Below are 19,938 nucleotides of genomic sequence, written 5' to 3'. Positions count from 1 at the left end.
TCGCACCTCATTTATCATTTCTTCTTGTTTCATTATGCTATCTTAAAGAGAATATTTTATTCTTCATTATAGCCACTCTGCATTATACACTATTTATTCATTTTAATGGAATTGTCTTCCTCTATTCATTAGTTGAGGCTAACTATTAAACATACTCACCTTAAAAACATTTTTTTCTATACATCTATAATTATTGGTGATATAATGCTTTTGTTTTATAGAAAATAAAGTGAAGCTACCATCTCAAAAACGATTTTTTGAATGGCAGAAAAACAAGCCTTATTCTAAAAAAGACTAAACTTTTTTAGAGCAGGATTATATAAAACAAATTACACTAAATATTATGAAGAAGAAGGGGTGTATAGATTGTCCCAATACGAAACACCATTGTTTACCGCTTTAGTTGAGCACAGTAAGCGAAATCCAATTCAATTCCATATTCCTGGTCATAAAAAAGGACAGGGCATGGATCCTACATTTCGCGAATTTATTGGGCATAATGCATTAGCAATTGATTTAATTAATATTGCGCCACTCGATGATTTACATCATCCCAAAGGTATGATTAAAGAAGCACAGGATTTAGCAGCCGCTGCATTCGGTGCAGATCATACTTTCTTTTCTATTCAAGGTACAAGTGGTGCTATTATGACAATGGTGATGAGCGTTTGCGGTCCTGGTGACAAAATCCTAGTACCACGAAACGTGCATAAGTCAGTAATGTCAGCTATTATTTTCTCAGGCGCAAAACCGATTTTCATGCATCCTGAAATCGATCCGAAGCTCGGTATTTCTCATGGAATCACAATTCAATCTGTCAAAAAAGCACTTGAAGAGCACTCAGATGCAAAGGGCTTACTTGTTATTAACCCAACGTACTTTGGGTTTGCTGCAGACTTAGAACAGATTGTACAATTAGCACATTCTTATGACATCCCTGTACTAGTCGACGAGGCTCATGGTGTTCATATTCATTTTCACGATGAATTACCCATGTCAGCGATGCAAGCTGGTGCAGATATGGCAGCAACAAGTGTTCACAAATTAGGAGGCTCTTTAACTCAAAGTTCTATTCTTAATGTGAAAGAAGGCTTAGTGAATGTAAAGCATGTCCAATCTATTATTAGCATGCTTACGACTACATCAACTTCTTACATCTTGTTAGCATCCCTTGATGTTGCGAGAAAACGTCTTGCTACAGAAGGAACAGCACTCATAGAACAAACAATACAATTAGCTGAACATGTTCGTGATGCTATAAATTCTATTGAGCATCTTTACTGTCCTGGAAAAGAAATGTTAGGTACAGATGCTACCTTTAACTATGATCCTACAAAGATAATTGTATCTGTAAAAGATTTAGGTATTACCGGCCACCGAGCTGAAGTATGGCTTAGAGAGCAATATAACATTGAAGTAGAACTCTCAGATCTATACAACATACTATGTCTTATCACTTTGGGAGATACAGAAAGTGATACAAATACACTTATTGCAGCTTTACACGATTTAGCAGCAACATTTAGAAATAGGGCAGATAAAGGTGTTCAAGTACAAGTAGAGATTCCAGAAATTCCAGTGCTAGCACTTTCTCCTCGAGATGCTTTTTATTCGGAAACAGAAGTCATTCCATTTGAAAATGCAGCGGGTCGTATTATAGCTGATTTTGTTATGGTTTATCCGCCAGGGATTCCAATCTTTACTCCGGGGGAAATTATTATACAAGAAAACTTAGAGTATATTCGTAAAAACTTAGAAGCAGGTTTACCTGTACAAGGTCCTGAAAATATGACATTACAAACATTACGTGTTATTAAAGAGTACAAGCCTATCAGTTGATAGGCTTTTTTTTCACCTTTTTTCCTTTTCTTCATACGATACTTAAGAATGTAACGTATAGGTGGGGATACTATTATGATTGTAATAGGCCGTTCTATTGTACATCCTTATATTACAAATGAATATGAGCCATTTGCAGCAGAGAAACAACAAATTTTATCAATAATGGCAGGAAATCAAGAAGTTTATTCCTTCCGAACAGCTGATGAACTCAGCTTTGATCTCAATTTACGAGTTAATATTATTATCTCTGCACTAGAGCTTTTTCAAAGTGGATTTCAGTTTCGTACATTTCAACAATCCTTTTGCAACCCCCAGTATTGGAAAAGAACGTCTCTTGGAGGATTCGAGCTTCTTCCAAACATACCACCTTCTATTGCCATACAGGATATTTTCAAAAACGGAAAACTATATGGAACTGAATGCGCAACCGCTATGATCATTATTTTTTATAAAGCTTTACTATCATTGTATGAGGAAGAAACTTTCAATCGTCTATTTGCAAACCTTTTACTTTATACATGGGACTACGATCAAGATCTAAGGCTCATAACAAAAAACGGTGGCGATCTTGTTCCAGGTGACCTCGTTTACTTTAAAAACCCACAAGTGAATCCAGCTACGATTGAGTGGCAAGGAGAAAACACAATCTATTTAGGAAATTTCTTTTTTTACGGACATGGCGTGGGTGTAAAAACAAAAGAAGAAATTATTTATTCATTAAATGAGCGAAGAGTCCCTTACGCTTTTATTTCAGCTTTCTTGACTGATACTATTACCCGTATCGATAGCCGTATAATGAGCCAATACGCTTCTTCTAGTACACCACAGACATCCATAAGTTTTATTCCAATTAGAGATGATGCAATCGTTGCAACAGTTGGTCATACAACTACAATTTATTAAAAAAGCGCCTACACATGTAGGCGCTTTTTCTTATTATTAAGCTTTTGTATGTTCTTTATGGTCACATTCGCAATGAGATCCACATTTCCCGTATAGTACTGTTGATTTTTCATCTTCAAAATGTCCAATTGTTCCTTCACATACTTGGCATACGATTGTTCCCATTTTCATTTCCCCCTGAGTTTTAATAGTAATCTATTTATTTATCATTAAGCTTTCGCATTATCTTTTCTAGCACAGTCACAATTTGTTCCACATTTTCCGTAAAGTACCGTCGTTTTCTCATCTTCAAAATGTCCGATTGTTCCTTCACATACTTGGCATACGATTGTTCCCATTTTTCATTTCCCCCTAAGTTTATGGTCCTAAAAACTTTTAGCTGTCCATTTCCTATCAATTATTGGGCTTTTGTATGCTCTGTGTGATCACATCCGCAAGATCCACATTTCCCGTAAAGTACCGTTACTTTCTCATCTTCGAAGTGTGCAATTGTACCTTCACAATCTTGACATACGATTGTTCCCATTTTTCATTTCCCCCTAAGTTTATAATCCCAAAAACTTTTTGTAACCGCTTAACTTTCTGTCTTTATTTTAATATGTTATACTTTTTACGTCAATAGGTTTTTAGTATAACACATTAAATATTTTTAATTTAAATTAGTATGCGATATTCAAATAAAAAACAGCCATATTTATAAGTACGACTGTTTCAAAATAATTATTCTTCATATTCCGCATGTAAAGAAGTTGACGGAACTAGAAATTTGAAAAACTGAGCTAACTCCTTTGCTTCCTCTTCTGATCCTAATTTAAAAATCTCCTGTATATATTGAACATTCTCTACATCATCTCGTCCGAGTAAAGTAGACCTTCCTGTTTGCATACAAACAATGAGCGGCTTTCCAAAAAACATATTTGTATAAATAACACCAAAATCATAACGTGTATCATGTGTCATAAACCCTAAAAATCGTACCTTCACACTTTCATGCTCATCATACAATTTTTCAAACATTGGTTTCCACCTTTCTACATCACGTTTCATTAATAGTATATTAAACAAAACATGTCATACTCCTTTTAATTGTCAAAAAATTCAGTAGGATGTAGAATGATAGTATTCTACTAAGTTAGGGGGAACTTATATGCAACACGCCTTTATTACGCTTGTACCGAAATCCAACCAACAATCAGTTTCAATAGATGATATAAAACAACTTTTTCATTATTATAAAACAGTTACTTCTAAAACTGGTGCCCAAATTAATTACACGTATACAAATACCGCTTTTCCTTATGAAATTTTAGATACATCTACAACAACATTAAAACTTCAATCCACTCACGACCGGTATGACTCAATTTATATTGGTGTTGGTATAGAAAATGAACAATCTTTCATCCAAGTTTCTTTACCACCTAATGCAACATTTGGTGACAAAGGGAAAGCAAATGAATTTTGCCGTTTTTTAGCGAAGAAATTAGAAGGAGAGTTACAATTATTTAATGGAAGAACAATGTATTTTTATAAACGCTAATTTAAAAAATAGATAATATGATTAAAAATAATATACAATTCGAACATGTAAGAAATAAAGCTTGCTTTCTTACGTGCAATACAAAATATGCTATTACATAGGCTAAATATAGAAATACGAAAAAAAGAATAACTTTATAATGAAACTTATCACCATTCGATAATGTTAATACAGTGGAAAAGCCACTCCATAGTAGTAAATGATAAAATATAACATGTAATATTTTCATGGAACCTTCTCCTTTGACATGCTCTATTTTATTAATATATGGGGTTAAGTTTGAATCAATTACATATTATAGGATGATATATATTACCTTTGAAGTAAGTTAAGCCGGAATCATTTGTTAAAGTATTATATATTCATTCGACAAGTACGTTTAAAGACCTTGCAAGTCATTTGATGAAAATAAAAATAGCCCCTCTCTTACAATAAGAGAAGGGCTATTTACATTACTTAAATTATTTTACAATGTGAATTGGCATTCCAAGAGCAACTTCAGCTGCTTCCATTGTGATTTCACCTAATGTTGGGTGAGCATGGATTGTTTGAGCGATATCTTCAGCTGTCATTCCAGCTTCGATAGCTAAACCAATCTCAGAAATAATATCAGAAGCACCTGCACCTGCAACTTGAGCACCTACAAGAAGACCATCTTCTTTACGTGTTACAAGTTGTAGGAAACCGTCAGTGCTGTTTAATGATAATGCACGACCGTTAGCAGCGAATGGGAACTTAGATACAGTTACAGTCATTCCAGCTTCTTCAGCTTGTTTTTTAGTGTAACCAACAGATGCTAGCTCTGGATCAGTGAAGCATACTGCAGGAATCCCGATGTAATCGATAGCTGATGCATGGCCACTAATTGCTTCTACAGCTACTTTACCTTCGTAAGAAGCTTTGTGAGCTAATGGTGGTCCAGGAACGATATCACCGATTGCATAGATGTTTGGTACATTTGTACGACATTGCTCATCGATTTCGATGATGCCGCGGTCAGTCATTTTAACTCCAACTTGCTCAAGACCGATCTCTTGAGTGTTTGGACGACGACCTACAGTTACTAATACGTAATCTGCTTCTACAGTTTGGATTTCACCTTTAACTTCAAAGCTAACTTTTACGCCAGTTTCTGTTTCTTCAACGCCTTTAGCCATAGCTTTTGTATGGATATTTACGTTACCTTTTTTCTGTAGAGCACGTTTAACAACAGAGCTCATAGCTTTTTCGAAACCAGCTAAGATTTCGTCGCCAGCTTCTACTACAGTAACTTCTGTACCGAAGTTAGCATATGCAGTACCTAATTCCATACCGATGTAACCGCCGCCGATTACAACAAGTTTTTTAGGAATTTCAGGTAAGCTTAAAGCACCTGTAGAGTTGATAACACGTTTAGAGTATTTGAATCCTGGAATTTCGATTGGTGTAGAACCAGTTGCAAGAACAGCATTTTTAAACGTATAAGTTTGAGCTGCATCTTCAGTCATAACGCGTAATGTATTAGCATCTACGAAGTAAGCTTCACCGCGAATGATTTCAACTTTGTTACCTTTAAGAAGGCCTTCAACACCGCCAGTTAATTTCTTAACTACGCCGTTTTTCCATTCTTGAACTTTTGTAAAGTCAACTTTTACGTTTTCTGCAGTAATACCCATGTCATCAGAATGCATTGCATTCTCATAACGATGACCTGCATTGATTAACGCTTTTGAAGGAATACATCCAACGTTTAAGCATACGCCACCAAGGTTAGCTTTTTCAATGATTGCTACCTTTTGACCTAATTGTGCTGCACGAATTGCCGCAACGTATCCACCAGGACCTGCACCAACAACGACTGTATCTAATTCAATTGGGAAATCTCCTACTACCATTGTTATTACGCCTCCATTACTAATAATTGTGGGTCATTCAATAGACGTTTAATTTGGTTTAACGCTTTTTGAGCAGTTGCACCGTCAATTAAACGATGGTCAAAGCTTAGAGATAATGCTAATACTGGAGCTGCAACGATCTCACCGTTTTTCACAACTGGTTTTTCAGCGATACGGCCGATACCAAGGATTGCTACTTCTGGGTGGTTGATAACTGGAGTGAACCATTGTCCACCTGCAGAACCAATGTTTGTAATTGTGCAAGAAGCACCTTTCATTTCAGCTGGAGCTAGACGACCTTCACGTGCTTTACCAGCAAGATCATTGATCTCGTTAGAGATTGTGAAGATAGACTTACGATCTGTATCTTTAACAACTGGTACTAATAGACCTTTGTCTGTATCAGCTGCGATACCGATGTTGAAGTAATGTTTATGAACTACTTCTTGAGATGCATCGTCTAAAGAAGTGTTTAACATTGGGTATTCACGTAATGCAGATGTTAAAGCTTTAACAACGTACGGAAGGTAAGTTAATTTAATACCTTTGTCAGCTGCTACTGCTTTGAACTTCTTACGGTGAGCAACAAGTTCTGTTACATCTACTTCGTCCATTAATGTTACGTGAGGAGCTGTGTGTTTAGAGTTAACCATTGCTTTCGCAATCGCTTTACGGATACCACTCATTTTCTCACGAGTTTCTGGATATTCACCAGCTGGGATTGGTTGTGCTTTTGGTGCTTCTTCTTTCGCTGCTGCTGGAGTAGCTTCTACTGCTGCTGGAGCCTCAGTTGCTGCTACAGTTTGTCCACCATTTGCAAATGCATCGATGTCAGCTTTTACGATACGGCCATTCTTACCAGTACCAGCTACTTTATGAATGTCTACACCTTTTTCACGAGCGTATTTACGAACAGATGGCATAGCGATTACGCGCTCATTTACTACTTCTGCAGTTGCTGCTGGAGTAGCTTCCGCTGCTGGAGCTTCTACTGCTGCTTCTTCAGCTTTTGGAGCTTCATCATGATCGTCACCTTTAAATTTAAGGTTTTCGTATCCAGGAGCATCAAATTTAATTAATGTATCTCCTACGATTGCAACTGTTCCTTCTTCTACAAGTACTTCAAGTACTTTACCTTTAACAGGAGAAGGGATTTCTACTACTGCTTTATCATTTTGTACTTCAAGAAGTACATCGTCTTCGTTTACTTCATCGCCTGGTTTAATAAACCATTTTACGATTTCACCTTCGTGGATACCTTCACCGATATCTGGTAGTTTAAATTCAAATGCCACGGAATTCAGCCCCCTGATTCATTTCATTATTATGGAATATGTGCAAAAGAAACCAGCATGTGCTGATTTCTTTTGCACATGAAAAGCTAAAAATTAGAAGTTCATTACTTTGTTTACAGCTTCAACAATATCTTTGTGGTTTGGTAACCATACGCTCTCTGCTTGAGAGAATGGGAATACTGTATCAGCAGCTGCAACACGTACAACTGGAGCTTCTAAGTTTAAGATTGCACGGTCGTTAATTTCCGCTACAACGTTAGCTGCAATACCAGCTTGTTTTTGAGCTTCTTGAACTACAACTACGCGACCTGTTTTTTCAACAGAAGCGATGATTGTTTCGATATCTAATGGTTGAACTGTACGTAAGTCAACAACCTCTAAAGAGATACCTTCTTTTTCAAGTTCTTCAGCAGCTTTTAATGCAGCGTGAACCATAGCACCGTAAGCGATAACTGATACATCTGTACCTTCACGTTTGATATCAGCTTTACCTAAATCAATTGTGTAATCACCTTCTGGTACCTCTTGACGGAATGAACGGTACAATTTCATATGCTCTAAGTAGATAACTGGATCGTTGTCACGAATCGCAGAGATTAAAAGACCTTTAGCATCGTATGGAGTAGATGGAATAACAACTTTTAGACCAGGTTGTTGAGCCACTAATCCTTCTAAGCTATCAGCATGTAGTTCAGGAGTATGAACACCACCACCGAATGGAGAACGAACTGTTACTGGAGCAGTCCAACGTCCACCAGAACGGTAACGCATACGAGCTAATTGACCAGAAATTGAATCCATTACTTCATAAACGAAACCGAAGAATTGGATTTCTGGAACTGGACGGAATCCTTCAAGTGCAAGACCAACTGCAAGTCCACCAATACCAGACTCTGCAAGTGGAGTATCCATTACACGATCTTCACCAAATTCAGCTTGTAAACCTTCAGTAGCACGGAATACACCGCCGTTTACACCAACGTCTTCACCAAATACAAGTACGTTAGGGTCATTTTTCATTTCAACGCGTAAAGCATCAGTGATTGCTTGAATCATTGTCATTTGAGCCATGGCTTACTTCGACTCCTTTTCTTTGTAGATTTCATATTGTTCAGCTAAGTTGTAAGGCATTTTTTCGTACATGATTTCCATTAAATCAGTTACTTTTTGTTTTGGAGCTTGGTCAGCCTTAGCAATTGCTTGTTTGATATCTTCTTTTGCTTCTTCGATTACTGTCTCTTCAACTTCTTGAGACCATAGTCCTTTAGCTTCTAAGAACTTACGGAAGCGTACGATTGGGTCTTTTTGTTCCCATTCGTTTTCGATATCTTTTGTACGGTAACGAGTTGGGTCATCACCAGCCATTGTATGTGGACCGTAACGGAATGTTAAAGTCTCGATTAAAGTAGGGCCTTCGCCATTTACTGCGCGCTCACGAGCGAAAGCAGTTGCTGCGTATACAGCTAATGGATCCATACCGTCTACTTGAATTCCGTAAATACCTGCTGCTACTGCTTTTTGTGCTACAGTTTTAGCTGCAGATTGCTTTTCTACTGGAGTAGAGATTGCATAACGGTTGTTTTGAACAACGAAGATTGCTGGAGCTTTGAATGCACCTGCAAAGTTCATACCTTCGTAGAAGTCACCTTGTGAAGCACCACCGTCACCAGTGTAAGTAATTGCAACAGATTTTTTACCACGTAGTTTCATACCTAACGCAACACCAGCAGTTTGGATGATTTGCGCACCGATAATGATCTGTGGAGCTAATGCATTTACATTCTCAGGCATTTGGTTACCCATGAAGTGTCCACGAGAGAATAAGAATGCTTGGTATAATGGTAATCCGTGCCATACTAATTGTGGTACATCACGGTATCCTGGTAAGATGAAGTCTTCTGCTTCAAGTGCGAAATGACTTGCTAATTGAGAAGCTTCTTGTCCAGCTGTAGGTGCGTAGAAACCTAAACGTCCTTGACGGTTTAAAGAAATAGAACGTTGATCTAATACGCGAGTATACACCATACGACGCATTAATTCTTTTAATTGGTCATCAGATAATTCAGGCATAGCTGCTTCATTCACAACTTCACCGTTTTCATTTAAAATTTGTAATGTTTCAAATTGAGCTGCGATAGCTTTCATTTGCTCATCAACATTAAATAGGGTCTTTTTTGTTTTAGTACCCATTCCGTTCACCTCTTCCTCTCTTGAACCATATTCTGAAACGCTTTCACTGGCTATTTTCCAGTTTAAAAAGCGCAACGATGTAAACCAACATGTTTGTATGTCGGTTGAGAATAATTTTGTGTACCTAACAATCTGTACTAATGTTTTTTCAGAAACATATTAATACAATCTTGATCACGTTTTTTAGTTTACAACTATTCTAATTACGATGTCAATTACTTTGAATACGTTTTTTTATAAATAATATGCAGGTTTCTACTACACAAACGTGTTTTTATTTTTTACATCTGTATTAGTAAGCATTGACCTACTGTTATATTATTCCCTTTTTCACTTATTTTTTCTCTTAGAATAATATGTAAACGATTTAATTCTCTTTAGTTTTTCTCTCTTCGTAACAAAAATATACAAACTACTCTTCCTTTTTTAGGTAAATACCTATACATTTCTACCCTCTCTTCCATACATTATAGTAACCGCAGTATTAGCGGGAAATAATAAAGGAGGTCATCTCATGTACGGATACTCATATTGCTATCCAACTTGTTCATATCCTTCCTACGGTTATGGCGGTTCTTGTGGCGGGTCTGGACGCGGCTTCGCCTTAATCGTTGTGTTGTTTATTCTTTTAATTATCGTTGGTGCTGCTTGCATTCGCTAATGTAAAACGAAACAACTATGGAAAGAAAAAGACGGCTTTGCCGTCTTTTTCTGTTTATCACATACATAACCTACTCTATAATAGAACGATTTCCAAAATGCCTTCCCTTTCTTGCCGATGACTTTTTCCATCTCCTTTGGTAGACTAAAGAGGAAAGGAGAGATTACATATGCTTACAATGAAAGATGTTATTCGCGAAGGAGATCCTATTTTGCGCAACGTTGCAGAAGAGGTGTCATTACCGGCAAGCGAAGAAGATACAACTACCTTAAAAGAAATGATTGAATTCGTAATAAATAGCCAAGATCCTGAAATGGCTGAAAAATATAGTTTACGCCCTGGAATCGGATTAGCGGCTCCGCAAATCGGTGTTTCAAAAAAAATGATTGCAGTTCATGTAACCGATGCGGATGGTACATTATATAGCCATGCATTATTCAATCCAAAAATCATTAGCCATTCTGTTGAACGTACATATTTACAGGGTGGTGAAGGCTGTCTATCTGTAGACCGCGAAGTACCTGGTTATGTTCCTCGTTATACAAGAATTACAGTAAAAGCAACTTCTATTAACGGAGAAGAAGTAAAATTACGTTTAAAAGGTTTACCAGCAATCGTATTCCAGCACGAGATTGACCATTTAAATGGCGTTATGTTCTATGACCATATCAATAAAGAAAATCCTTTTGCCGCTCCTGATGATTCCAAACCTCTAGAGCGATAATAATAAAGAGGCGGAAGTTAATCTTCCGCCTCTTTATTATGAAATGGGTTCCATATTCACTTATAACAATCCAGCCCACTTTAGTCCATGATATATACCGTCTTCATTAACATCCTTTGTCACATGATTTGCAAGTTTTTTCAAGTCTTCATGGCCATTTCCCATCACAATACCTGTGCCAACGGCTTCGATCATTTCTAAATCATTTAAGCCATCTCCAAATGCATACACTTGGTCACGATTAAAACCTAACTTTTCAATGTATTTCTCAATTCCTTTTGCCTTAGAACCACCATTCGGAATGATATCCATTGAATATGCATGCCAACGAATAAAATGAAAATCTGGATAATGATTAATAAACTTTTCCTCTTCATTTACTTCACAAAAAAGTAGTGTTTGATAAATATTACGTTCCTCATAAAAATTAGGCTCATATGTTGGATGCTCAAAGTTTAAGCTTCCAAAGCCTTCTTTCACATAATCATGATATTCCACTGATGCTCTCATATCTTGATGGTCAAGATATACAAGTGGATATCCTTCTTGTTTTGCAAACTGAGTAAACCTATGTAAAGCATCTGGATTTAACGGATTATTAAATATTACCTCATCTTCAAAGACAACATATTGCCCATTAAAACTAACATAATTATGTATATCAAGTTCCTTACGAATATCTTCGAACATAAATGGCGCGCGGCCTGTCGCAATTGCTACATGTACACCTTTTTCTTGTAACTGTTTTACTGCATCTCGTGTAGATTGCGGAATTTTTTTATCATGATCTAATAATGTTCCATCAATATCAAAAAAGACAATTTTATCATTCATTTGTCAAAATCCTTTCTGGCACTCTATATTCCTATTTTGAATATCACTTTTCAAATTCTAAAAAAAAGTATAACATATTAAACATCTGTGAAGAAAGCGTTCCCTTTCTGACCTTATTTATAAACTTTGCATATATATATTAGTAAAACATGTGGATACTTGTTCGGATGAATTTTCTTTTCCATTCTTCCTCATACTATACCTATAACTAACGGCTACTAATCGTTACTATAGAATAACTTTCACTGTATGGGAAAGGACAAGATTCACCCTTCACTTTTGTCCTATCTCTTATATCAGAGATAGAGTTTTCACTAGTAATAGGCATGTTTAAAATAAGGAAAGGAAGGAGTAATCATGCTGAAGAAGCTGAAGAAAAAGCTCAAGCGTTATTTAAACGGTCTAGTCCGTAAAAAGACAATCGCTTAAATTGTGCCCATTTCGGGCTTTTTCTTCATTCTCATTCGAAAAAACATGAAAATCGTGACTGTTTGCTTTATAATAAGTAACAGATAATGCAAAACATAGACAAGGAGAGGTTTTCCAAATGATTTTTAAAGTATTTTATCAAGAAAAATTAACTGAGGTTCCAGTACGTGAAAATACAAAAGTTTTATATTTAGAGGCTACGTCTGAAAAGGATGTTCGTACAAAATTAAATAAGTTCGCATATAATATCGAGTTTGTTCAGTCTGTTACTGGCGCTCATCTTGAATATGAAAAAGAAAACGCTGATTTAACATTAGCGGAAATCGTATAGCGATATGAAATTTCTAAAAAACGACCAAGTTGCTGTATTTGCTCTCGGTGGGCTTGGTGAAATCGGTAAAAATACATACGCTGTTCAATTTCAAGATGAAATTATTATAATTGATGCTGGAATTAAGTTTCCAGAGGACGAACTTCTCGGAATCGATTATGTAATACCAGACTACACTTATTTTGTGCGAAACGAAGATAAAATTAAAGGGTTATTCATTACACATGGTCACGAAGATCATATCGGCGGAATCCCTTACCTATTACGTCAAGTGAACATTCCGATTTACGGCGGAAAATTAGCAATTGCACTCATCAAAAACAAATTAGAAGAACACGGCTTACTTCGTAAAGCAAAACTTTACGAGATTCAAGAAGATGACGTTATTAAATTCAAAAAAACGTCTGTATCCTTCTTCCGTACAACTCACAGTATTCCAGATTCGTACGGCGTTGTTGTGAAAACACCTCAAGGTCAAGTTGTTCATACAGGTGACTTCAAATTTGACTTCACACCAGTTGGTGAACCAGCTGATTTAACAAAAATGGCTGAAATCGGTAAAGATGGCGTACTATGTCTATTATCTGATAGTACGAACAGTGAAGTTCCAAACTTTACTATGTCTGAGCGTCGCGTTGGTGATAGCATTCAAGACATTTTCCGTAAAGTAGAAGGACGGATTATATTCGCAACCTTTGCATCAAATATCCACCGCTTACAACAAGTTGTTGAAGCTGCTGTTGAAAACAACCGTAAAGTAGCTGTGTTTGGTCGAAGTATGGAAGCAGCGATTGAAATCGGACAAAACCTTGGTTATATTCGTTGCCCGAAAGATACGTTCATAGATGCATCTCAACTAAACCGATTACCAGCTAATAAAGTTGTTATTTTATGTACAGGTAGTCAAGGTGAACCGATGGCAGCACTTTCACGTATTGCAAACGGTACACACCGCCAAATTCAAATTATTCCTGGAGATACAGTTGTTTTCTCTTCTTCACCAATTCCAGGAAATACAATTAGCGTAAGTCGTACAATTAACATGTTGTACCGCGCTGGCGCTGATGTAATTCACGGGAAACTTTCAAATATCCATACAAGTGGACACGGTGGACAAGAAGAACAAAAGTTAATGTTACGTCTAATTAAACCGAAGTACTTCATGCCAATTCATGGTGAATATCGTATGCAGCGTATGCACATGAACATAGCAAATGATTGTGGCATCCCTGAAGAAAATTGCTTCATTATGGATAATGGCGATGTTCTTGCTTTACGTTCGGATGAAGCTAGCGTAGCTGGAAAAATCCCATCTGGTTCGGTCTACATTGATGGAAACGGTATTGGAGATATTGGCAATATCGTATTACGCGATCGTCGTATCCTTTCTGAAGAAGGACTTGTAATTGTAGTTGTAAGCATTGATATGAAAGAATTTAAAGTTGCAGCAGGACCTGATATCATCTCACGCGGTTTCGTTTACATGCGTGAAAGCAGCGATTTAATCAATGATGCACAAACATTAATTACAACTCATTTAGAAAAAGTAATGGAGCGTAAAACAACACAATGGTCTGAAATTAAAAATGAAATTACAGACACATTAGCCCCATTCCTATATGAAAAAACGAAACGTCGTCCAATGATTTTACCAATCATTATGGAAATATAAGAAAAAGGACAATGCCATGAAGGCATTGTCCTTTTCTCTTATCTTAAAAAGTGTTTAAATCGATCCACTTCATCGTCATGACCAATGACAATTAATATATCTCCTGCTTGAATATTCTCCGTAGCTCGAGGGGATACGATAACTTCTTTGCCTCGTTTAATTGCTACAATATTCAATCCAAACTTCGCACGAATATCTAATTCAATTAAAGAGTGCCCATCAATTTTTTTATTCGCAATAATCTCTACAATACTATGCTCATCTGAAAGCTCAAGGTAGTCTAGCACATTGCTTGATGCAATATTATTAGCAATCCTTTTTCCCATATCACGTTCTGGATGCACAATATGATCTGCACCTATTTTACTTAACACTTTTTCATGATAATCATTTTGAGCTTTTACAGTAATATTTTTTACACCCAACTCTTTCAAAATCAAAGTCGTTAAAATACTTGAATTTAAATTATCTCCAATAGCAACGACTACGTGATCAAAATTTCGAATACCAAGGCTTTTTAATACCATCTCATCTGTTGAATCTGCAATTACAGCATGCGAAGCTATATTTGCAAATTCATTAATTTTATCCTCATCTGAATCGATTGCCATTACTTCCATACCTAATTGAGCTAGTTCTCGGCAAATACTTCCACCAAAGCGACCAAGTCCAATGACAGCAAATTCTTTTTCTTTCTCACCCACAAGAATTCCTCCAATAACTTCAAGTACTATTTATTTTCAGTGTAACACACTTTATATGCGTCACAAAAACTGTAATTAGCTCTTATTTTTGTTTTTGTATATAAAAATATTGTTGCAAGTAAAAAGCGATACCAACAAGTAGCATAGCAAATACAAATATATTTCCAAAAGAACTAAATGTTTCAAAAACGAATAATAATGTTTCTTGACCAAAAAAGGCAAATAGAAGCTGTGTGAATGCAAATAACAACGCCCATATGTAATGATGTTGATGGAATAAATAATGCGTTGCACCTAAAAAAGCAATAAACGAAACGATAAAGATCCACCAATTTTCTAAAAATAGTTGCCAATTAGAAAATTGATATCCATTTACTAATATCGCAATAAGCGCGATAACTGCCATCGTCGGCACACTCCAAAATAATGCCCGTCCTCTAAAGAAACGAGTACCTTTAACATCTCCTTTTTCATGTGCAATATATGTTAGTACTACTGTGCTTATATACAAAACAGAAAGAATTGTTAAAACGATAATAAGCCAAAAATGTAATTGATAATATTCATGCTCTATATTTGTCACGATTGCAGCTAACATGCACGGAGTTAACATTCCCGTCCAACCATCTACTTTTCTTTCATTCCAAAAGACCGTATTACCAATCCTTATTCCTAACAACATAAAAATAATAATACCCAATACAAATAACGTAGTTTTATTCCCTACTAAACTCGTTGAGAAAGCAATTAATCCAATAAATAAAAAGAGCACAAACCCATTCATAATTTCTAGTACAGGTGATAAATATCTCTTCACCCATTTGTATGTTTCGTCATATTCATTATTATCTACTAGACGATAGGCATAAAAACTTATCCCAAAATAAACCGCCGCAATAATAACATACGCATATAAGACGAAACATAAAATCGCACTGCTAATTTGCACGTAATTCCCCACCCTTTTTTCTATGTTTCACATTGATTTTACACACTTTTCATACTAAAAGTAAATATATATAAGTTAGTCAAATAATTAATAATGAGCAGTGGCTAAACCCCCTGCTCATTATTAAAACAGTACAATTAACTTTAATTCTTCCATTTGTATGTAAATGTCTAAAATCAATCTATACGAGCGTTACTTACACCTCAGAACAAAAAGTTTTTTGGAACCTTCAAGAAAGCGGAAGTTTTATTTTCTATTCCCTTTCCACTTTACATATTGGCTTAAAAATGTAATTGCCTTTTCAATCACTTCTTCGTCTGGTTTTAATTTTGCATGATGTAAACCATATTCTGAATTTACTCCAAGCCAAAACATAAATCCAGGGATTTCTCGAAGCATATAACCAAAATCTTCACCTGTCATTGCCTCAGTACATGTAATAACATTCATATCAGTTTGTTTATGTACAAATTGCATAAACTCTCTCGTTAACTCTTCATGGTTATATACTTGATGATACATTGCTCCGTAATCTATAATCGACTCACACTGGAAAGAAGCTTCGATACCTGCAACAATTGCCTCAATTCTGCTTTTCACACGCTTCATTGATTCCACTGATAATGTTCGAATCGTTCCTTCTAAACGAGATTTTTCTGCAATAATATTTTGGACCGTACCACCTGTAATTTTCCCGATTGTAATTACTGCACTATCAAGAGGATTTACATTGCGACTAATAACGGATTGAAGCTGTGTAACAAGGTGACTCGCTGCAACAATCATGTCATTTGCAGTATGCGGATAGGCAGCATGGCCACCTTTCCCTTTTAAATCAATATATAATTCTGAAGTATTGGCAAATAACAGTCCTTCTTTCGTTGCAATTGTACCTACAGCGTATTCTGGTGCAATATGAAGACCAAGAATTATATTTGGTTTCCATTCTTTTAACTCTTCACTTTCTAACATAGGAAGAGCACCGCCTGGTCCTTCTTCTGCTGGCTGGAATAGAAATACAAGGTCATCATCTATTCTTTCGCTCACAACTTTCGTTAGAAGGCCTAAACCGATTGTTGTATGTACATCATGGCCACATGCATGCATCATCCCCTCATGAATAGAAGCAAACTCGTATCCAGTTTCCTCTGTAATTGGTAAACCGTCTATATCTGCACGATAACCTATTATTTTTTCGGGATTTTTTCCATTTACTTTAACGATTACACCCGTTTTCCATGTCTTCACTTCCACAAATTCATGAGAAAGTGTTCCTATATAATCTAAAATATACTGTTGTGTTTTCCATTCCTTAAATCCGATTTCTGGAATTCTATGTAGATCTCTACGAATTTGGACAAATTTGCTTACTGTCATTTTTGCACCTCTATCTATAAAAAGCGTAAGAGCCCTTTTACGCTCTTACGCTTTTTTTACTTTTTATTTCTCTGGGTTTAATTGACGAAGCTCTTGTTTAATTTCTGTTTTTGCTTTTGTCTTCTCATCAATTTCTTTAATTACACGTGCTGGAGTACCTGCAACAACTGTGTATGGAGGCACATCTTCTGTTACAACAGCTCCCGCTGCTACAACTGCACCTTTACCTACTGTAACACCCTCTAAAACAACTACGTTTGCACCGATTACTACATCATCTTCAACGATAACTGGTTTTGCAGAAGGTGGCTCAATAACACCTGCAAGTACAGCACCTGCACCTACGTGACAGTTTTTACCGACTGTTGCACGTCCACCAAGTACTGCATTCATGTCGATCATAGAACCTTCACCAATTACAGCACCAATGTTAATTGTTGCATTCATCATAATTACAGCGTTGTCACCAATTTCAACATGGTCACGAATAATAGCACCTGGCTCGATGCGAGCTTTAATACCTTTTAAATCAAGCATTGGGATTGCAGAATTACGACGATCGTTTTCTACAACGTAGTCAACGATGTGCTTATTATTCTCATCAAGAATTGTCTTAATTTCAGACCATTCTCCGAATAATACACCTGATTTTTTATTCACAAATGCTTGTACTGTTTCAGGGAATGTTACTTCTTTTAAATCCCCTTTTATGTATACCTTTACAGGAGTTTTCTTTTCACTTTTTTGAATAAACGAAATAATTTCGTTAGCATCCATCATTTTCATTCTTGTTGCCTCCTAAATCCATTTATAATGTTACTCTACCAAACGAAAGAGCGAGTAGCAAGATAATAATCTTATTTTTCCCTTTGAATTTCTTCTATAATTTCTAAAAATGCTTGCACTTGCTTCAACTGCCTTGCCGAGTCACTTGTTAACAACCATGTTTCTCTCGTCAGTTGAACAGGTGTTTTATACATATTTTCCTGTACTTCCTTTAAAACAGTAGAAGGTAAAAGGGCATAACCTATACCATTTAAAACAAGTTGTTTACATGTTTCAATTTGGTCAACTACAATTGTTCGCTTAGGCGGATTAGAAAATAAACCATACCACCAATTTTGTATTTGTCCATAATAAGTAGAGTCACTTTTAAATTGAATGAACGGCCTATTTGTTTCTTTTAACATCGAAATATCTTTTATTTCTTTATCAACTAAATACAGTTCATCTTCAAATAATTGTTGTTTCTGACCTTTATATTCTTGTGTGCCCCTCAGTATAGCAACATGAACGTCTCCTTCATAAAACTGCTTTTGCACTTCACTACTCCATCCAGTAAACAGCGATATCTTTACAGAAGGATATTTATGCACAAACTTTTTCAAAACAGGAGGGAGCCAATATTGACCAATAACTGACGCAACAGCTATTTTTAACGTTCCATGAGTTTCCGTTCTAAAAACAGCTAGCTCACTTTTTATATCTTCTTCCCTTTGCAACATTTCTTTAGCATAATTTGCTACTTTTTCCCCTTCAGGTGTAATTGTCAATCCTTTTTGTGAGCGAATAAAAAACTTCATTCCCCATTGTTTCTCCATAGATTGTAATCGTTGACTCAGCGCAGGTTGGGAAACAAATAAACGTTCCGCCGCTTTTCTCATATTTGATTCCTGAGCTAACACAACCATCATTTGAAAATCATCAATTTGCAACTTTCTCCCTCTTTCCTTAGCTTCCATACACCTTATTTTAATAAGCTTTTCATCCTTAATTTAGCCGAATGCTTTCATTCAGAAAATACAATTGTCCAGCGCAAACTTTCCTTATGTTTTATGTCTTTTTAAATATAATACATACACAAGTGATATGCACGAAAAAAAGTGACTTCTTCGTTTCTATGAAGTCACTTTTCTCACGTTATCGATTATATTGCCTTACTTTCTTATTCAACAATTTTAAAATAGCCCGACGTGTTAAAATCCCCTCAAAATAGCCTTCTTCATTAACAGCGCAAATAAAAGGATGATCAATTGTCATTTCTAAAGCTTTTGCAAATGAATCGTCTAATTTAAGAACAGGTATATCTTCCTTCATCACCTGCTCTACTTTCATATCATCGAGTCTTTCAAACTCAATACGCTCTAATCCTAACATACCATCTAATATCATGGCAGTACTAATCAAACCATGTAGTTTATACATTGGATCTAAGACAGGTATCGCCGAATATCCAGATTTCACAAGAACGAGTAAAGCATGTTCTAAACTATTTCCAATTTGGACATGAGCTACTTTTTCCGATGAAATCATTAAATCCTTCACAAGAATTTGTTGAAATTCGTCTTTCGGAATACTAATCATATTACATCCCCCATTTTCCTTTTTTCCTGCTTATGTTCACAACTCTATTCACATTTTATGACAGCGTTTTCATATTATTATTTTGTCCTAAATTTATTTCAATAAAAATACAATCACACAGCTATTTTAGCATACAGCACAAAAAAAGACTACCATTCTGAACTGAACCCAAAAAATTAGACAAATATATTAAGCAGCTACTAAGGATTGAACTCTGTATTGCACAGGGGACAATCCTTTTAGTTTTGT

23 protein-coding genes are annotated in these 19,938 nt (G+C 36.0%); 7 read left to right on the top strand and 16 right to left on the bottom strand.

Annotated elements, in window-relative coordinates; genetic code table 11:
• Positions 1–366 precede the first annotated feature (366 nt).
• Positions 367–1,839 (top strand): arginine decarboxylase, encoded by a 1,473-nt coding sequence (gene speA, locus MR169_RS10025; protein WP_242319343.1) that lies wholly within the window; start codon positions 367–369, stop codon positions 1,837–1,839.
• Positions 1,840–1,914: 75 nt separating this feature from the next.
• Complete coding sequence (locus MR169_RS10020; protein ID WP_000635337.1) at positions 1,915–2,745, top strand: protein-glutamine gamma-glutamyltransferase; 831 nt, start codon at positions 1,915–1,917, stop codon at positions 2,743–2,745.
• 36 nt (positions 2,746–2,781) lie between these two features.
• On the opposite strand, the gene MR169_RS10015 is transcribed toward MR169_RS10020, so the two are convergent.
• The 4 genes from MR169_RS10015 to MR169_RS10000 all read right to left on the bottom strand — a co-directional run bounded on the left by MR169_RS10015 (position 2,782) and on the right by MR169_RS10000 (position 3,762).
• A complete protein-coding gene (locus MR169_RS10015; RefSeq protein ID WP_000536796.1) occupies positions 2,782–2,910 on the bottom strand; it encodes a GapA-binding peptide SR1P in 129 nt (42 codons plus the stop codon).
• A gap of 44 nt (positions 2,911–2,954) precedes the next feature.
• Positions 2,955–3,083, bottom strand: coding sequence for a GapA-binding peptide SR1P (locus tag MR169_RS10010; protein WP_000536803.1), 129 nt, complete (start codon positions 3,081–3,083; stop codon positions 2,955–2,957).
• Between the two features lie 59 nt (positions 3,084–3,142).
• Complete coding sequence (locus tag MR169_RS10005; protein WP_000536778.1) at positions 3,143–3,271, bottom strand: GapA-binding peptide SR1P; 129 nt, start codon at positions 3,269–3,271, stop codon at positions 3,143–3,145.
• A gap of 194 nt (positions 3,272–3,465) precedes the next feature.
• Positions 3,466–3,762: a DUF3055 domain-containing protein gene (locus tag MR169_RS10000; RefSeq protein WP_000462038.1), complete on the bottom strand. Its 297-nt coding sequence runs from the start codon at positions 3,760–3,762 to the stop codon at positions 3,466–3,468.
• Positions 3,763–3,892: 130 nt separating this feature from the next.
• Between MR169_RS10000 and MR169_RS09995 the strand changes: the two genes are divergently transcribed.
• Positions 3,893–4,285 (top strand): DUF1885 family protein, encoded by a 393-nt coding sequence (locus MR169_RS09995; protein ID WP_001163302.1) that lies wholly within the window; start codon positions 3,893–3,895, stop codon positions 4,283–4,285.
• Position 4,286: 1 nt separating this feature from the next.
• Here MR169_RS09995 and MR169_RS09990 read toward each other — a convergent pair whose 3' ends face one another.
• The 5 genes from MR169_RS09990 to pdhA all read right to left on the bottom strand — a co-directional run bounded on the left by MR169_RS09990 (position 4,287) and on the right by pdhA (position 9,644).
• Positions 4,287–4,514, bottom strand: coding sequence for a hypothetical protein (locus tag MR169_RS09990; protein ID WP_000697469.1), 228 nt, complete (start codon positions 4,512–4,514; stop codon positions 4,287–4,289).
• Between the two features lie 232 nt (positions 4,515–4,746).
• Positions 4,747–6,159, bottom strand: a complete 1,413-nt coding sequence (gene lpdA / locus MR169_RS09985; RefSeq protein WP_000260104.1) for a dihydrolipoyl dehydrogenase — start codon at positions 6,157–6,159, stop codon at positions 4,747–4,749.
• Positions 6,160–6,164: 5 nt separating this feature from the next.
• Positions 6,165–7,454 carry a pyruvate dehydrogenase complex dihydrolipoyllysine-residue acetyltransferase gene (gene pdhC, locus MR169_RS09980; protein ID WP_000863419.1) on the bottom strand — a complete coding sequence of 430 codons (1,290 nt, stop codon included), beginning with the start codon at positions 7,452–7,454 and terminating at the stop codon, positions 6,165–6,167.
• Positions 7,455–7,547: 93 nt separating this feature from the next.
• Positions 7,548–8,525: a pyruvate dehydrogenase complex E1 component subunit beta gene (gene pdhB / locus MR169_RS09975; protein WP_000068168.1), complete on the bottom strand. Its 978-nt coding sequence runs from the start codon at positions 8,523–8,525 to the stop codon at positions 7,548–7,550.
• 3 nt (positions 8,526–8,528) lie between these two features.
• Complete coding sequence (gene pdhA / locus MR169_RS09970) at positions 8,529–9,644, bottom strand: pyruvate dehydrogenase E1 component subunit alpha (RefSeq protein ID WP_000536895.1); 1,116 nt, start codon at positions 9,642–9,644, stop codon at positions 8,529–8,531.
• Positions 9,645–10,158: 514 nt separating this feature from the next.
• On the opposite strand from pdhA, the gene MR169_RS09965 reads away from it, so the two are divergent.
• Entirely contained in the window at positions 10,159–10,305 is a 147-nt protein-coding gene (locus tag MR169_RS09965) for a YjcZ family sporulation protein (protein ID WP_000274562.1), read from the top strand.
• A 169-nt stretch (positions 10,306–10,474) separates the two neighbouring features.
• The gene (gene def / locus MR169_RS09960) at positions 10,475–11,029 is read left to right on the top strand and encodes a peptide deformylase (RefSeq protein ID WP_000957048.1); all 555 of its coding nucleotides are present in this window, start codon (positions 10,475–10,477) and stop codon (positions 11,027–11,029) included.
• Positions 11,030–11,089: 60 nt separating this feature from the next.
• On the opposite strand, the gene MR169_RS09955 is transcribed toward def, so the two are convergent.
• Positions 11,090–11,863 (bottom strand): Cof-type HAD-IIB family hydrolase, encoded by a 774-nt coding sequence (locus tag MR169_RS09955; RefSeq protein WP_000998272.1) that lies wholly within the window; start codon positions 11,861–11,863, stop codon positions 11,090–11,092.
• 547 nt (positions 11,864–12,410) lie between these two features.
• On the opposite strand from MR169_RS09955, the gene MR169_RS09950 reads away from it, so the two are divergent.
• Entirely contained in the window at positions 12,411–12,623 is a 213-nt protein-coding gene (locus MR169_RS09950; RefSeq protein ID WP_000576435.1) for a DNA-dependent RNA polymerase subunit epsilon, read from the top strand.
• 4 nt (positions 12,624–12,627) lie between these two features.
• Positions 12,628–14,295, top strand: a complete 1,668-nt coding sequence (rnjA, locus tag MR169_RS09945; protein WP_000670377.1) for a ribonuclease J1 — start codon at positions 12,628–12,630, stop codon at positions 14,293–14,295.
• Between the two features lie 38 nt (positions 14,296–14,333).
• Here rnjA and MR169_RS09940 read toward each other — a convergent pair whose 3' ends face one another.
• The 6 genes from MR169_RS09940 to cbpB form a co-directional block, all read right to left on the bottom strand.
• Complete coding sequence (locus MR169_RS09940; protein ID WP_000504032.1) at positions 14,334–14,999, bottom strand: potassium channel family protein; 666 nt, start codon at positions 14,997–14,999, stop codon at positions 14,334–14,336.
• An 82-nt stretch (positions 15,000–15,081) separates the two neighbouring features.
• Positions 15,082–15,948 (bottom strand): cytochrome C oxidase assembly protein, encoded by an 867-nt coding sequence (locus MR169_RS09935; RefSeq protein ID WP_242319342.1) that lies wholly within the window; start codon positions 15,946–15,948, stop codon positions 15,082–15,084.
• 246 nt (positions 15,949–16,194) lie between these two features.
• Entirely contained in the window at positions 16,195–17,325 is a 1,131-nt protein-coding gene (locus tag MR169_RS09930; protein WP_000218675.1) for an N-acetyldiaminopimelate deacetylase, read from the bottom strand.
• Positions 17,326–17,388: 63 nt separating this feature from the next.
• Positions 17,389–18,111 (bottom strand): 2,3,4,5-tetrahydropyridine-2,6-dicarboxylate N-acetyltransferase, encoded by a 723-nt coding sequence (dapD, locus tag MR169_RS09925; protein WP_000783241.1) that lies wholly within the window; start codon positions 18,109–18,111, stop codon positions 17,389–17,391.
• Positions 18,112–18,182: 71 nt separating this feature from the next.
• Positions 18,183–19,067, bottom strand: coding sequence for a LysR family transcriptional regulator (locus MR169_RS09920; protein WP_001987174.1), 885 nt, complete (start codon positions 19,065–19,067; stop codon positions 18,183–18,185).
• Positions 19,068–19,245: 178 nt separating this feature from the next.
• Positions 19,246–19,689 (bottom strand): cyclic-di-AMP-binding protein CbpB, encoded by a 444-nt coding sequence (gene cbpB, locus MR169_RS09915; protein ID WP_000623580.1) that lies wholly within the window; start codon positions 19,687–19,689, stop codon positions 19,246–19,248.
• Positions 19,690–19,938 lie beyond the last annotated feature (249 nt).

Source organism: Bacillus cereus group sp. BfR-BA-01349 (genome assembly GCF_022663795.1).
Taxonomy (GTDB): domain Bacteria; phylum Bacillota; class Bacilli; order Bacillales; family Bacillaceae_G; genus Bacillus_A; species Bacillus_A cereus.
Note: the sequence above shows the minus strand (reverse complement) of the source record. Positions and strands in the feature narration are given on the sequence as shown.

What these genes read in the sequence shown, in the direction of transcription:
- pdhA (WP_000536895.1), bottom strand. Translation starts at nt 9,644, where the DNA reads ATGGGTACTAAAACAAAAAAGACCCTATTTAATGTTGATGAGCAAATG.
- MR169_RS10000 (WP_000462038.1), bottom strand. Translation starts at nt 3,762, where the DNA reads ATGTTTGAAAAATTGTATGATGAGCATGAAAGTGTGAAGGTACGATTT.
- MR169_RS09930 (WP_000218675.1), bottom strand. Translation starts at nt 17,325, where the DNA reads ATGACAGTAAGCAAATTTGTCCAAATTCGTAGAGATCTACATAGAATT.
- MR169_RS10015 (WP_000536796.1), bottom strand. Translation starts at nt 2,910, where the DNA reads ATGGGAACAATCGTATGCCAAGTATGTGAAGGAACAATTGGACATTTT.
- MR169_RS09995 (WP_001163302.1), top strand. Translation starts at nt 3,893, where the DNA reads ATGCAACACGCCTTTATTACGCTTGTACCGAAATCCAACCAACAATCA.
- MR169_RS10020 (WP_000635337.1), top strand. Translation starts at nt 1,915, where the DNA reads ATGATTGTAATAGGCCGTTCTATTGTACATCCTTATATTACAAATGAA.
- MR169_RS10005 (WP_000536778.1), bottom strand. Translation starts at nt 3,271, where the DNA reads ATGGGAACAATCGTATGTCAAGATTGTGAAGGTACAATTGCACACTTC.
- rnjA (WP_000670377.1), top strand. Translation starts at nt 12,628, where the DNA reads ATGAAATTTCTAAAAAACGACCAAGTTGCTGTATTTGCTCTCGGTGGG.
- MR169_RS10010 (WP_000536803.1), bottom strand. Translation starts at nt 3,083, where the DNA reads ATGGGAACAATCGTATGCCAAGTATGTGAAGGAACAATCGGACATTTT.
- MR169_RS09990 (WP_000697469.1), bottom strand. Translation starts at nt 4,514, where the DNA reads ATGAAAATATTACATGTTATATTTTATCATTTACTACTATGGAGTGGC.
- lpdA (WP_000260104.1), bottom strand. Translation starts at nt 6,159, where the DNA reads ATGGTAGTAGGAGATTTCCCAATTGAATTAGATACAGTCGTTGTTGGT.
- MR169_RS09920 (WP_001987174.1), bottom strand. Translation starts at nt 19,067, where the DNA reads ATGGAAGCTAAGGAAAGAGGGAGAAAGTTGCAAATTGATGATTTTCAA.
- MR169_RS09965 (WP_000274562.1), top strand. Translation starts at nt 10,159, where the DNA reads ATGTACGGATACTCATATTGCTATCCAACTTGTTCATATCCTTCCTAC.
- dapD (WP_000783241.1), bottom strand. Translation starts at nt 18,111, where the DNA reads ATGAAAATGATGGATGCTAACGAAATTATTTCGTTTATTCAAAAAAGT.
- cbpB (WP_000623580.1), bottom strand. Translation starts at nt 19,689, where the DNA reads ATGATTAGTATTCCGAAAGACGAATTTCAACAAATTCTTGTGAAGGAT.
- MR169_RS09955 (WP_000998272.1), bottom strand. Translation starts at nt 11,863, where the DNA reads ATGAATGATAAAATTGTCTTTTTTGATATTGATGGAACATTATTAGAT.
- def (WP_000957048.1), top strand. Translation starts at nt 10,475, where the DNA reads ATGCTTACAATGAAAGATGTTATTCGCGAAGGAGATCCTATTTTGCGC.
- pdhB (WP_000068168.1), bottom strand. Translation starts at nt 8,525, where the DNA reads ATGGCTCAAATGACAATGATTCAAGCAATCACTGATGCTTTACGCGTT.
- MR169_RS09950 (WP_000576435.1), top strand. Translation starts at nt 12,411, where the DNA reads ATGATTTTTAAAGTATTTTATCAAGAAAAATTAACTGAGGTTCCAGTA.